13 protein-coding genes and 2 tRNA genes are annotated in these 13,390 nt (G+C 56.6%); 3 read left to right on the top strand and 12 right to left on the bottom strand.

Features of this window, described 5'->3' with window-relative positions:
• Nucleotides 1-2: 2 nt before the first annotated feature.
• Nucleotides 3-92 (bottom strand) — tRNA-Ser (locus tag LGL98_RS08710).
• 90 nt (nt 93-182) lie between these two features.
• Here LGL98_RS08710 and mtfA point away from each other — a divergent pair.
• Together mtfA and LGL98_RS08700 are read left to right on the top strand one after the other, a co-directional pair.
• Nucleotides 183-983, top strand: coding sequence for a DgsA anti-repressor MtfA (gene mtfA / locus LGL98_RS08705; protein ID WP_168435313.1), 801 nt, complete (start codon nt 183-185; stop codon nt 981-983).
• Between the two features lie 100 nt (nt 984-1,083).
• Nucleotides 1,084-1,159 (top strand) — tRNA-Asn (locus LGL98_RS08700).
• A gap of 89 nt (nt 1,160-1,248) precedes the next feature.
• Here the strand turns inward: LGL98_RS08700 and LGL98_RS08695 are convergent.
• Genes LGL98_RS08695 through LGL98_RS08660 form a run of 8 tightly spaced genes read right to left on the bottom strand, consistent with a single transcriptional unit; the run spans nt 1,249 to nt 9,016 of the window.
• Nucleotides 1,249-2,439 carry an ABC transporter substrate-binding protein gene (locus LGL98_RS08695; protein ID WP_025711149.1) on the bottom strand — a complete coding sequence of 397 codons (1,191 nt, stop codon included), beginning with the start codon at nt 2,437-2,439 and terminating at the stop codon, nt 1,249-1,251.
• Nucleotides 2,440-2,443: 4 nt separating this feature from the next.
• A complete protein-coding gene (locus tag LGL98_RS08690; protein WP_136032118.1) occupies nt 2,444-3,466 on the bottom strand; it encodes a CobW family GTP-binding protein in 1,023 nt (340 codons plus the stop codon).
• Nucleotides 3,456-3,767 carry a hypothetical protein gene (locus LGL98_RS08685; RefSeq protein ID WP_136032148.1) on the bottom strand — a complete coding sequence of 104 codons (312 nt, stop codon included), beginning with the start codon at nt 3,765-3,767 and terminating at the stop codon, nt 3,456-3,458. Before LGL98_RS08685 ends, LGL98_RS08690 begins: the two co-directional genes overlap by 11 nt.
• 10 nt (nt 3,768-3,777) lie before the next feature.
• The gene (locus LGL98_RS08680; protein WP_117125606.1) at nt 3,778-4,524 is read right to left on the bottom strand and encodes an SDR family NAD(P)-dependent oxidoreductase; all 747 of its coding nucleotides are present in this window, start codon (nt 4,522-4,524) and stop codon (nt 3,778-3,780) included.
• Between the two features lie 9 nt (nt 4,525-4,533).
• Nucleotides 4,534-5,310, bottom strand: coding sequence for an SDR family NAD(P)-dependent oxidoreductase (locus LGL98_RS08675; protein WP_136032116.1), 777 nt, complete (start codon nt 5,308-5,310; stop codon nt 4,534-4,536).
• A 9-nt stretch (nt 5,311-5,319) separates the two neighbouring features.
• Nucleotides 5,320-6,693 carry an MFS transporter gene (locus LGL98_RS08670; protein WP_080897509.1) on the bottom strand — a complete coding sequence of 458 codons (1,374 nt, stop codon included), beginning with the start codon at nt 6,691-6,693 and terminating at the stop codon, nt 5,320-5,322.
• 32 nt (nt 6,694-6,725) lie between these two features.
• Nucleotides 6,726-7,607, bottom strand: coding sequence for a polysaccharide deacetylase family protein (locus LGL98_RS08665; RefSeq protein WP_025711155.1), 882 nt, complete (start codon nt 7,605-7,607; stop codon nt 6,726-6,728).
• Between the two features lie 2 nt (nt 7,608-7,609).
• Complete coding sequence (locus LGL98_RS08660) at nt 7,610-9,016, bottom strand: amidase family protein (protein WP_136032114.1); 1,407 nt, start codon at nt 9,014-9,016, stop codon at nt 7,610-7,612.
• A 319-nt stretch (nt 9,017-9,335) separates the two neighbouring features.
• Here LGL98_RS08660 and LGL98_RS08655 point away from each other — a divergent pair, with 319 nt between their 5' ends.
• Nucleotides 9,336-10,346 (top strand): GntR family transcriptional regulator, encoded by a 1,011-nt coding sequence (locus tag LGL98_RS08655; RefSeq protein WP_095032933.1) that lies wholly within the window; start codon nt 9,336-9,338, stop codon nt 10,344-10,346.
• Between the two features lie 47 nt (nt 10,347-10,393).
• Here LGL98_RS08655 and ldtA read toward each other — a convergent pair whose 3' ends face one another.
• From ldtA to nac, 3 genes are all read right to left on the bottom strand, one after another.
• Nucleotides 10,394-11,335 carry a L,D-transpeptidase gene (gene ldtA / locus LGL98_RS08650; protein WP_136032113.1) on the bottom strand — a complete coding sequence of 314 codons (942 nt, stop codon included), beginning with the start codon at nt 11,333-11,335 and terminating at the stop codon, nt 10,394-10,396.
• A 78-nt stretch (nt 11,336-11,413) separates the two neighbouring features.
• The gene (cbl, locus tag LGL98_RS08645) at nt 11,414-12,364 is read right to left on the bottom strand and encodes an HTH-type transcriptional regulator Cbl (RefSeq protein WP_004180456.1); all 951 of its coding nucleotides are present in this window, start codon (nt 12,362-12,364) and stop codon (nt 11,414-11,416) included.
• A gap of 106 nt (nt 12,365-12,470) precedes the next feature.
• Nucleotides 12,471-13,388, bottom strand: coding sequence for a nitrogen assimilation transcriptional regulator NAC (gene nac, locus LGL98_RS08640; protein ID WP_002911729.1), 918 nt, complete (start codon nt 13,386-13,388; stop codon nt 12,471-12,473).
• Nucleotides 13,389-13,390 lie beyond the last annotated feature (2 nt).

Here is a 13,390-nt window from a genome sequence, read left to right as displayed (position 1 = left end):
AGTGGCGGAGAGAGGGGGATTTGAACCCCCGGTAGAGTTGCCCCTACTCCGGTTTTCGAGACCGGTCCGTTCAGCCGCTCCGGCATCTCTCCGCTGTGATGGTTGCTATAATGCCAGGATCTTTGGCATTTTAATAGCATCTGTTTCGGTAATCGTGTTCAAGTGACGACTTTGCGAGCAATATGATGTTTAAATGGCCCTGGAAAGCAGATGATGAGTCCGGCAACGCAGAGATGCCCTGGGAGCAAGCGCTTGCCATTCCGGTTTTAGCCCATCTTTCGCCCTCTGAGCAGCAGAAGCTTACGCAGATGGCAGCCCGTTTTTTACAGCAAAAGCGGCTGGTGGCATTACAGGGGCTGGAGCTGACCCCGCTGCACCAGGCGCGCATTGCTATGCTCTTTTGTCTGCCCGTTCTTGAGCTCGGTATCGAGTGGCTGGACGGTTTCCATGAGGTACTCATCTACCCTGCCCCGTTTGTGGTGGATGACGAATGGGAAGATGATATTGGACTGGTTCATAATCAACGGGTAGTACAATCGGGACAGAGCTGGCAGCAGGGTCCAGTGGTGCTGAACTGGCTGGATATTCAGGACTCGTTTGATGCCTCAGGCTTTAACCTCGTAGTGCATGAAGTGGCGCATAAGCTTGATACGCGAAACGGCGATCGGGCCAGCGGCGTGCCTCTGATCCCGCTGCGCGAGGTTGCCGGTTGGGAACACGATCTCCACGCGGCAATGAACAATATTCAGGATGAGATAGACCTGGTGGGAGAGAGCGCGGCCAGCATTGATGCCTATGCAGCGACCGATCCCGCGGAATGTTTTGCCGTGCTATCGGAATATTTTTTCAGTGCCCCCGAATTGTTTGCGCCTCGTTTCCCGGCCCTGTGGCAGCGTTTCTGCCAGTTTTACCGGCAGGACCCGCTAATGCGTATTCGTGAGAATGGCCTGCAGGATGAAGACGAACAACGTATTGTTCACTAAAACAACGTGTTGAGCTAAATTTAGCCATTTGAATCAGCGTGTTAATTTTAGTGTTGACACAAAAATGCGGGACCAGTAGTATGCGCCTCGTTCACACGATTCCTCTGTAGTTCAGTCGGTAGAACGGCGGACTGTTAATCCGTATGTCACTGGTTCGAGTCCAGTCAGAGGAGCCAAATTTAAAAAGCCTGCTTTCGAGCAGGCTTTTTGCTTTTGAGCTTTCATCAGACCGGCCTCCCCTCTGGCCAGTCCGGCCGCATAAGGGTTAGCGGCGCATTAGAGCCTCCTGCCAGCGTCGCGTCAGATAGTTATGTTCATCCATCACCGAATTCCATACCGCAATATGTCCCATCCGCTGCTCGTAGCTTCCACCATCCCGACGTTCACCCGCAGGAATCAGCGGCGCGCCAGAGGCATCCAGGAGTAATTCAGCGGCCGGTTTTCCTGCATACCAATAATCCCATTCGGCCTGCGACAGACAAGCGCGGCTCCGCTGCGGGTTGGAAATATAATATCCCTGCCGGGCCATTACTGCGCCGGGCCAACCAGACTGCCACCAGTTAAGGTAATCATAGGCCGCTTCTTTTACCTTCCCGGTCACGCAGCGAGACAGCGACATGCCGCCATACCACGCCCGATAGCCTTCTCGTGGGCGCGCCATTTTATAGCCTCGCTGATGGAAATGGCGCCGGAAATAGATGGGAGCCCATAAACTCTGGACCTCAACGCATCGATTATCGATTAAATCGCATGCCTGATCCTGGGACGACCAGAATGCAGCAAAATGTCCCTGGCGATTAAGATGGGCTAATCCTTGAGTCAAAACATCGATCTCTTCCAGTGTCAGATTGCCAATATCGGCAAACTGCGCCATCCCCGCGCCCTGCATAGCCAGAGCGGCATCGATCCCTCCCATAGCCGCATCCTCCTGCAGAGCGACCGCGCCAGTGAGCGCGCTATGCAGCAACCATCCCCAACTCTCTTCTTCCTGCTGAAGCGCCTCGGGAAGACGGTCGACATGATAGGCAAAGCTATCGGCATTATGCGTCAATGGCAGCATACTGATGAGATCGCTCGGCTGGCTGCTTAAATGGCGATCCCGTTGAACGTACAAGCGCTGGGACGGTACACTGCCATCGGCGACAACGCCGTTCAGGGTGCCCTGCTTCGCCAGTTCGTTTACCTCGTCCCAATATTTCAGCCGCTTCACCTCCAGCGGCTGAATAGCACGTGCCGGCCAGACAAAATCGATATTATGAAACCACTGGTCATAGAGATCGTAACTTTCAGGCTGCATAACCGCGATGCGCTGGGCATCTTCCACGCTATGCAGCAGGTATTCGATCTTGATCCCTAGCTCCTGCTCAGCGCGAACGCGCAATATCTCCAGTAACGTCACCGATGTGCCCAAAACCCGAAGCGTTAATGGGGGAGAAATAATCGCCGCAGAACTCATCCCTTCAGGACTCCTGTAATACTTGCATAAAGCGGCTAAAGGCCTGCTGCAAGCGATGCGCCTCCAGTCCACGTAATATAAATACCAACGTTGAACGGCTTAACGCTCCCGGCCAGTCATCCAAATGCACCGGAGGATGCAACGTATGCTGTACACCATGAATAACCACCGGACTATCGCTGTCGCTCACGCGCAAAATGCCTTTCATTCTCAGCACCGCGCCACCATGGCAATGTAATAGCATGGATAACCAGATAGCAAAAGCGGGCCAGTTTAGCGACTGCTCAAGCGAAATCACGCACGTTTCTGTCGTGGGATGCGCCCCACCATCGCGCTTTGGCAGCAACGAAAACGTGTTGTCAGCACATGACCCTAACCAGCGGAAACGTTGTTCATGAGAGCCGCGAAACACTTCACTTCGGAACAGCCAGTCCAGGCTATCCTGCGCCAGCCGCGTAGTGCCCACTTCCGCCAGCGGATTAAGCTGACGCAGCCACTGCTGGAGTGTCACCGTCTCCTCGGGGGCAACGCGATCGCTCTTACTCACCAGCAGTTTGTCCGCTGCCGTCACCTGCGCCAGCCACTCGGGCTGAAGATCGGCTTGACGGTGGGCATGTTCCGCATCGACAAGTGTGACCAGCGTCCCTGGCGTGAAATGGCTCTGCAACTGACGATCGTGGAGAAGCGTCGATAAGATGGGAGCCGGATCGGCCAGCCCGCTGGTTTCCAGAACCACATAGCGAAACGGCGGGATCAGGCCGCGCGCCCGCCGTTCATAAAGCGCCAGCAGAGCGGCCTGCAATTCCCCCCGAATCTGACAGCATACGCAACCGCTCGGCAATAACACGGTATCCGGCGCGACTTCGTGAAGCAGATGATGGTCGATCCCGACCTCGCCAAACTCATTCACCAGCAGAGCAATGTCGTTCACGTCCTGCCGGGTGAGCCAGTTTTTCAGCAGCGTTGTTTTACCGCTACCCAGAAACCCGCTCAGCACATGGAGGGGTAATTTCTCTTCAGCAGGCATAGGCTTCCCCTTTGGCCTCAAGCGAGGCTAACCAGGCATCATCGAGCGGATCGATCGCCTGATGCAGCATTTTCTCTGCTTCTTTCCACAACCGATCCAGAGAGTGAACCAGCACCTGTTGTCCCGTCGGGCTGGCCAGCAGCCATTGACCATGAAATTCCGTCAGCGAGAGGCGCCAGGGCTTCAGCGTACGGTTTAGTAATGCCAGCTGCCGCAGGCGCAGCTGGCGTAGGGGAATTTCCTGCCGCAGCGGATCGCTCCACTGCGGCCCGTTATCAAGCAGGCCGCATACTCCGCACATCATCTACTCCTCAAGGCATCACATCACCCGAATTTGGCCCCAGCGTCTGGCCAACGAACAGATTTCCCCCTGGCTCGCTGGCCAGCAGCAGCGCCACCGGCGCAACTTCTTCTGCTCGCCCAAAGCGCCCCAGTGGCAGCTCCGCCGTTTTTGCCGTCTTCCACGCCTGGTGGATCCCCTCAATAAGCGGGGTTTCAATCGGTCCGGGTGCGATAGCGTTTACCAGCACATTGTGGCTGGAGACTTCCAGCGCCAGTGATTTCGTCAGGCCAATTACACCAGCCTTAGCGGCCGCATAGTGACACAGCTCTGCCCCACCTTTGATGCCCAGTTGAGAAGCGATATTGATAATACGCCCCCAGCGTTGGCTCAACATCACTGGCAGAGCTCGCTGGCAGGCCAGAAACACGCTGCGCAGATCGACGGCCATCATGGTTTCCCACATCTCCAGGGTGATATCGGTGCAGGGAGCCTGGGTAAGCATGCCCGCATTGTTGACCAGAACATCAATCCCCTCATAGTGCCCCAGGCAGGCATCCACGCCAGCCGTTGCCCCGTCGACCTCGCCAACGTCAGCCACCACGCCATAACATTGCGCCCCAATTAACCGACAACGCTGTACCACCCCTTCCAGTTTTTTACGGTCCCGGTCGGTGAGTATCAGTCGTGCCCCTTCGCCGGCAAAAAGCAGTGCGATAGCCTCGCCGATACCACTTGCCGCCCCCGTCACCACACAACGTCTGTTTCGCAACTGCATAGTGGCTCCTTAATCCGGCCAGCGGACGGTCAAACCACCGTCAACAATAAGGCTTTGCCCGGTCAGATAGCGGCTTTCGTCGCTGGTGAGAAAAGCCACTACGCGAGCGATATCATCCGGACAGCCAACCCGTCCCAGTGGAATCGATCTGGCTGCTTTTGCCAGCCCCTCCGGCCCCAGTGAGTTCTGTTTATCCAGCGACTGTGGGGTTTCAATCAGCCCTGGGATCACGGCGTTGCAGCGGATACCCCGTGGTGCAAGCTCAACGGCCAGTGAGCGACAGAGCCCGGGGACCGCGGCTTTCGCCGCCGCGTAGTGCGCGTGCTCCTGCCAGCCATAGACGCCCCCGGCAATCGATGAGATCGCGACCAGGCTTCCGCCGCTGACCAGCCGTGGCGAAGCCGCCCGGAAACACCGCATCACGCCGGTTAAGTCTACGTTAAGCATTTCGCTCCAGCGCTCGTCGCTCATCTCTTCAATAGAGGCACAGCGTAAGATCCCGGCATTGGCGATAACATAATCAAGGCGGCCAAAATGAGCGACGCCTTGCGCTATAAACGTATCAACCGACGCCGTATAGGCGACGTTCAGCGGCAGCCAGAGCGCATCGCCACCAGCCTCCTCAACCTGTGCAGCGGCGACAGTTGGGTCATGCGGATCGTCCGGGTAGTAACCGGCGATCACCCGCACACCGCGGCGGGCATACAGGGTGGCCAGCGCCAGACCAATGCCGCTTGCCGCACCACTGATTGCCGCTACTGGCTGACTGATGTTTGTCGTTTCCATCGTTGCTCCTTACGCCTGAGGTTGCGTATTAACGGTCTTGTTCATCCCTGACGCGTGCTGGACATCGCCACGCGCCAGCCACATCACCCCACCCGAGATAAAGCAGGGTATGGCGCCAAACCACAGCGCAGCATCCTGCCAGTGCCCTCCATGGCTTAACACCGCGGTGGTACCAACGCTGGCGATGATCGCCCCGACCGGTCCCATCGCGCCAATCAGCGCCCCTGCCGTAGCACGGATGGCGGTAGGAAAGCTTTCGCTAATGAAAAACAGCGCGGCGGCGTAGGGACCAATCAGGAAGAACAGACCAATACTGTAGAGCGTGACGATAGTGGCAAAGTTGTCCGGACAGTAAAGCATGCCGGCAAACGCCACACCGCCCAGCATCCACCCGACCGCGATAGTGTTACGACGCCCAATCCGGTCGCCCAGCCAGCCGTGAGCCAGGTAACCGCAATAGCCCACCAGGTTGGACAGGATTAAGATAAGCAATGAGTTGTTAAAAGAAACATCATGGGTTTTGGTGATGACCGTCGTTCCGAGCACGCTAAAAATCTGAATGGCAAACCAGTTAATCAGGACCGCCGCCCCCAGTACCAGGGTGGCGCGCAGTGATGGACCACGAAACGCTGCGGCAATCCCGCCGCGGTGATGTTCTTCCCATGAAATCTGATAATCCTGAGCGACCTGACGGGCTTCGGCGACCTGCCCTTGTTCACGCAAATGTTGGATTTTCTTTTGTACCTGGAACTGAGGTGTTTCTTTAAGTTTTAGCGCCAGCACAGCGATGACCAGTGAAGGTAATGCCGCAAAAATGAAGCTGCCCTGCCAGCCGATGATGGGCATTAAAATGGCGGTCAATGCTGAAGCAACCAGCGCGCCGACCGGCCAGCCACCTTGCACAAGACTGTAGACAAACCCTTTACGTTTGTTGAGCTTCGGATCGTCGAGCGCGGTATACAGCTCCGATAAATAGGTGGCGTTCACCGTCTGTTCCGCGTATCCCAACCCCGCGACAGAGCGAATGGCCGTCAGCGCACCTTTGCCCCATGCGCCGCCCACAGCGGTCAGTAATGAGCACAACGCGGCACCGCCAACGGTAATGACAATCCCCATCCGGCGTCCCAGACGATCGACCAGCGGACCAATCGCCAGCGCGATCACTGCGCCGCCTACCGCCACCCAGGTGGCGATTTCCGCTTGCTCAACCTCATTCCAGCCAAAATGGAGACCAATTTCCGGCAGCAACGTGCCAAAAAGGATGAAATCATAGACAGCGAAAACCCAGGCAAAAAAGGCAATCCAGGTGGCAAATTTCACATCCTTGATGGTTAACTGCTGCGGCTGCCAGCCGTTTACGGAGGTTTTGTTAAAAATGCTCATAGCGTAATCCCTCTGTCAGGGGGTAAATGACATTATGCCGAGCGCGGTTTGCGCGCTTTAAAATCATCTGCAATTTCGTCAAAGGTCACGAAGCGAACGCCATCGTGGCTACGGATGTACTGAATCAGGCGTTCAAGCATCAACAACACCTGGGGACGGCCGGAAACATCGGGATGGATAGTCATGGTGAAGACGGCGTAATCATTTTCGCGATAGACCCAGTCGAACTGGTCGCGCCACATCTCCTCCAGATGGCGTGGGTTGACGAAGCCATGGCTATTAGGGGATTTTTTGATAAACATCATCGGTGGCAGATCGTCGAGATACCAGTTGGCTGGAATTTCAACCAGATCGGTCTCCTCTCCGCGCTGCAATGGTTTCATCCACGCATCGGGATGCTTGCTGTAGTCGATTTTTGTCCAGCTGTCGCCTACCCTGACATAGTACGGATGGAAGTCGTTGTGCATCAGACTGTGGTCGTATTTAATGCCCTTTTTTAACAGCAGCTCGTTAGTCACATTGCTAAATTCCCACCACGGCGCCACATACCCGGTTGGGCGTTTACCGGCTAACTGCGTCACCAGTTCGATGCTACGATCCAGCACGGCTTCCTCCTGGGCCGGCGTCATGGCAATCGGGTTCTCATGGCTATAACCATGGATCCCCACCTCATGCCCTGCCTCCACAACCGCTTTCATCTGCTCCGGAAAGGTCTCTATCGAATGCCCGGGAATAAACCACGTCGTACGTAATTGCTGCTCCGCGAACAGTTTCAGCAGTCGTGGCGCGCCCACTTCCCCGGCAAACAAGCCGCGTGAGATATCATCCGGTGAGTCCTCGCCACCATATGACCCCAGCCAGCCGGCAACGGCATCAACGTCCACACCAAATGCGCAAAGGATTTCTTTGGCCATGTTTATTTTCCTTTTGAGTTGAGGGATAACGAATTGGCGCCATCACCTTTGGAGGGCGCCAGCAGATGCGCTACTGCACAGGCAGCGCCTAAAAGCGAGCGATCTTCACCGCTCGGTGAAGAGAAAAGCAGACTGGTATACAGGCCGTTCGCCGTCGTACCGCTTGGCACCGCGAGACCGGGCATATCCAGTAAACTACCTGGCATGGTTAAGCGCAGCGTGGCGCTATTGGCGAGGGCAAATGCCTCGGCATCCGCCTGCAAGGGCGCCAGTCGCGGCGCGGTATGCGCGACCGTCGGGGTCACCAAAATCGCGCCATTGAGTTCTTCAGCCAGTGCCTGCTGCCAGACCGGACTTAGACGCATAAAGCTGGTGAGCACCGCCGGATCAATCGTGCCGGAGGCCAGCAGCCGGCGGCGAATGAACGGATCCATCGCCGTTGCTGCCGGTGATGCCAACAGCGAGGCATGTAACTGAAAGGCTTCAATCGCTCCTGGCCAGCCATGGTGAGCAATCCAGGTAATTGCCTCATGAAAGGCTGGCAGGCGCCGATATTCAACAACGACGCCTGACGCCGCTAATCGGGACAGCAACGAGACACTGTTGTCACGGACGCTAGCATCAGCGGCGTCGAGAATGTCCGGATCGACAATTAACCGTGGAACCGGCGACGAAGTCGTCTCCTCGCCACAGAGAATGACATCAAGGGCGTAAGCATCGCGAACGCTGCGACAAAGAGGCCCGAGCGTATCGAGAGACGCCGCCAGGGGAAATACTCCGCTCGCGTCATAGCGGTGACGGCTGGCGCGAAAACCGATCGCTCCGTTAAACGCAGCAGGGATACGCACGGAACCCGCGGTGTCCGTTCCTATTGCAATACAGGCCACCCCTTGAGCAACCGCTCGCGCCGCGCCACTGGAAGAGCCGCCAGGAACATGTTCCTCGCCATCGGTTGCCAGTAATGCCGGGGTGGTAAACGTCGGGTTAATACCCAGGCCGGAAAAGGCAAACTCACTCAGATTGGTTTTGCCGATAGTCACCATTCCCGCCTGCGTCAGGCGCGCTACCATTCCGGCATCGTGTGTCGCGAGAGGCGCATCCAGACGGGTTGCGGAACCTGCAGTGGTTCGGGTCCCGGTAATATCGAATAAATCTTTCCAGCAGACCGGGATACCGTCCAGTGGGCTCAGCGGCGCGCCCTTACGCCAGCGCTGCGTCGAGGCGGCAGCCTCCTGACGGGCGCGTTCGGGAGTCAGCGTAATAAAAATCCCCTGGGTCTCTTTTGCCGCCGTCAGGCAGGCTTCCGTAAACGCAAGTGGCGACAGCTGGCCGCTGGCAAACAGCGCGGCAATGGCGCAGGCATCAATTTGGCCCTGCTGAAATTGCAGGCGAATCGTATTCGCGTTCATATCACCCTTAAATGTATATTTAAATAAAAATCCATTTAAACATAGCAAAACAAGTGCCAGAGCAATGACATGAAAGTGTCTAAAATGTGATCATTGTGTGTTAATTTTGTTTTAATTATGTATTTTCAAGAAGATATGAGCGGATGAAGTAGTGCGATAACAGGAAGAAGGGAACGTCATGAGCGGGTGCGTTAAATGTACATTGTATGTGATGATCCATTAATGGGCAGCCTGCACCAGCGCGGTGCCAATGATGGGCGTTGGTATGCCACTGCTCAGGATGTGATAAGGTAAGTTTGATGAGGTAAGGATCGAACATATGGTCATGCAGACAAACCCTTCGCATGCGGCAACGGAAGACACCGCCGCTGCGCGCTATGAAGTTATTCGTCAGTTTTTACGTCATATTCTGGTTGCCCAGCGAGTGCCAAAGGGGCTGGTGCTTCTGGAAGGTCCGTTAGCACAATTATTCGGTACCAGCCGGGTGCCAGTGCGTCGGGCGCTCAGTCTGTTACATGAAGAAGGATTAATTACCCGCTTCGAGGGGCGTGGTTTTATCGTGGCGCAGCCTGACGAAGAGGTCGAGCCATTGCGCCTTGCTCTGACCAGGGAGCTCTTCGGCCTTGACGAGCAGCAGCCCCTGGTGGATACCCGTACCAGTGGTGAAAAGGTGCTGGAAAACCTGCAGGTTGTACTCTCAACAGCGATGGTATTTGGCTGTTACTCGGTAAATGAGCAAAAAGCGGCACAATATTATAATGTTAGCCGCTCGGTGATCCGTGAAAGTCTGATGCGTTTGCGCGACAAGGGACTGGTAGAAAAAGAACCTTACTCACAGTGGTTGACCGGCCCGCTTACCGCGCGCGAAATCGCCGATCACTTCGAGATCCGCGCCAGCCTTGAACCCGCAGCGCTGTGCAAGGCAGGCCCTCATCTTCCGTCGGCGTGGCTGGCGTCCATGCTGCAAAAGACGCAGGGTTATAAAGGTCGACAATTGACCGCCGCGGAACTGGAGTTACTGGAAGAAGATCTTCACATCCGCTGCCTAGAACCGGCAGGTAATAAGCTGATGATGCAGATCCTGCGCCAGCATCAGTCCCCTTTCATCATCACGCGTATCTTCTATGATTTACTGGCCATTCCGGTAGAAACCGCCACGCTGGAAGAACACGCTCTGGTGTATGACATGTTGCTGAAAGGAAACTGGGCGCTGGCGGCCGCCTGCCTGAAAGATCATCTTGAACGCGCGCAATCCCGGACGCTTCAGCGTTTGAAAGTGCTTTCCGTGCTGCCTGTCCCCGAGTTACCCGATTTTATGGAAGCGAACTAAACAGATGGCGTCCCGCAGACGGTGGTCAGCCCGCCATCGTTCGAGACTTACAAACTTCCCTGCACCGCTGCAGCGCTGATATTCACCGGCATACCGGAGCGGCGCTGCAGGGTCTGCTCGACCTGCGAAGGGCTCACTCCCGACCCTTGGGTAAAGTCACGCAGCGCCGACGTCATCGGCAAGGGGACTTTTCTGTCGGATTCAAATTCCGCCCGGTTGCGCGACAGCGGCTCGTGTACCTCCAGCCAGCGACTACCATCCGGTTCCACGGTGTATTTTACCGGTTGATCAATCAGCTGGACCCGCGTCCCCACCGGCACGTTATCAAACAGGAATTTAATGTCGTCGTTGCGCAGGCGGATGCATCCCTGACTAACGCGTAACCCGATGCCAAAATTGGCATTGGTACCATGAATGGCATACAGTCGGCCAATGTAGATCGCATACAGCCCCATCGGATTATCAGGGCCAGGAGGCACCAGCGCCGGCAGGGTTTTGCCCTCTTTCGCATACTCGCGCCGGGTATTGGCGGTCGGTACCCAGGTCGGCCCCTCCTGCTTACGCTCTACCGCCGTCACCCAGTTACGTGGCGTTTCGCGTCCGGCCTGGCCAATGCCGATTGGCAGGACTTCTACGCTATTACCCATCGGTGGGTAATAATAGAGGCGCATTTCGGCGACATTGATGACGATCCCTTCGCGCACGGTGTCCGGCAGGATCAGCTGTTGCGGAATAGTCAGCGTCGATCCGGAGTGTGGCAAATAAACATCAACGTCGGGGTTAGCCTCCAGCATATTGCTCAACCCCTGGCCGTACTGGGCAGCAAAACTTTCCAGCGGTTGGGTGTTGTTCTCCGGAACGGCGATGGTAAATGTGCTGCCCACCAGACGGCTTCCCTCCGGCGGCAGCGGGTAGCTGACGGCCAGTGCGCTATGGCTGGCGAGCAGCATCAGCGCCGAACAGAGTAATTTCACACGCCGCATCGTCATTTTCCCTTCCTCAGTCGCGACTCTCGTGTATGAATTATAGCGGTATTTCCTCTACCCGACGCGTTAACCCGCCATGACTTAAATCTGATAGTCGATAGCAGCCTCTTCTGGCTCCATCGCCTGGCGCTTGATCTCATCGAGCGACAGTCCGGCATTACATAATTCGATAAAGCGCCAGACATAATTGCGCTGGAGCTGGCCCCGCTTCAGCCCCAGCCACACGGTATTGGCATCAAACAGATGGCGGGTATCGAGGCGCGTAAAGGTGTCCGCTTCCCGGGCATCCCCGGACTGCTCAGCGACCAGCCCGACGCCCAAACCCAGTTCGACGTAGGTCTTGATCACATCGGAATCCTGCGCGCTCAGCACAATATCCGGCATCAACCCCTTGCGATTAAAAGCTTCATCGATGCGCGAACGTCCCGTGATCCCCTGGCGATAAGTGATTAACGGCCAGCGAGCAATCGCCTCCAGCGTCAGGGGAGAAACCTGGGTCAGGGGGTGATCCTTCGGCACCAGCAGGCTGTGATGCCAGCGGAACCAGGGGAAAGCCGCCAGCGTAGGGTCGTTGCTCAGGCGCTCGCTGGCGATACCAATATCCGCTCCGCCGTTATGCAGCAGCGCTTCGATCTCCTGTGGGGTGCCCTGCACCAGTTCGACGCGAACATCGGAGAACAATTCGCGGAAGGCTTTTATGACCGGCGGCAGGCTGTAGCGCGCCTGAGTGTGGGTGGTGGCGATGGTTAAGACGCCTGACGCATCGTTAGTGAAGAGATCCGCCAGCCGCCGGACGTTGCTGGCTTCATTGAGGATGCGCTCGGCAATGGATAATAGCGCTTTACCCGGCTCGGTCATGCCTAACAGGCGCTTACCGCGACGGATAAAGATCTCAATCCCCAGCTCCTCTTCCAGTTCCCGGATATGGCGGCTGACGCCTGACTGCGAGGTATAGAGCATATTCGCGACTTCCGTCAGGTTGTAATCCTGACGGGCCGCCTCACGGATAATTTTCAGTTGCTGGAAGTTCACCCTTTCCTCCGGGCCAATGGACTTAACGTGTCTGCTATTGTTAAAGTCTGTTGTCCCACGTAACAAATAATAAAAACCAGCAACTTATTCCTTAAGAGAATATACCCTAACTAACCAGCTGTAATTCACGGTTTTCGAGAGAGGGTCGGCTCACCAGCGACAGCAGGATCTCTTTCACCGCCTGCGCCTGCGGCGACAGGCTGCCGCGTGCTGACATATTTAACGACAGCGAAAGACTCATAGACGGTGTGCTGATCCGCGCCATCCATCCGTTTGCCGCGCCGCACAGGGAGCGGGCAGCGGATTCCGGCAGAACCGTCGCTCCCATGCCGCTGGCGATAGCCGCGGTCAGAGTGGTGATGGATTCGATCTCGCCGATGATTTTCGCCGACAAACGACGCAGGGTGAATGCCTCAGTCACCCGCGCCCGCACCGCGCTGTAATCGCGCGGCAGGAACAGGTTCATCTCCGCTACCGCCGTGAGGTCCACGCTCTGCCCAGGGCAGTCGCGGGTACCGACCAGGTAGAGATCTTCTTTCAGCAGCGGCTGACTGACAATGCCGGCCACCGGCGAACGTTCATACAGCACCGCCATATCCAGCTGGCCCGCCAGCAGCTTGTCATTCAGCGCTGTGCCGCTGCTCTCCTGCAGATAGACCATCACCTCGGGCAGCTCATTGCGCACCGTCTGCAGCAACGGCATGGTAATGGCGGAGGCCGCCGTGCCCGGCGCCAGGCCGATCGAGACCTGGCCACGCAGCGTCTGGCCGACGTTATTGACCGCCAGCTGCGCCTGCTCGCACTGGCGCAGAATGGTCCGCGCATGGGTATACAAAATTTTACCAGCTTCCGTTGGCGTGACCCCTCGCTTGGTGCGTATCAGCAACTGCTGGTCCATTTCACCTTCCAGGGTCGCGACCTGCTGGCTGAGGGCCGGTTGGGCGATGTGCAAGACTTCAGCGGCCTGGGTCAGACTGCCGATATCGACGATTTTCACAAAATATTTCAGTCGTCTTAAGTTCATTT

Source organism: Klebsiella africana (assembly GCF_020526085.1).
GTDB lineage: Bacteria > Pseudomonadota > Gammaproteobacteria > Enterobacterales > Enterobacteriaceae > Klebsiella > Klebsiella africana.
This window is presented reverse-complemented; position numbering and strand designations above follow the sequence as displayed.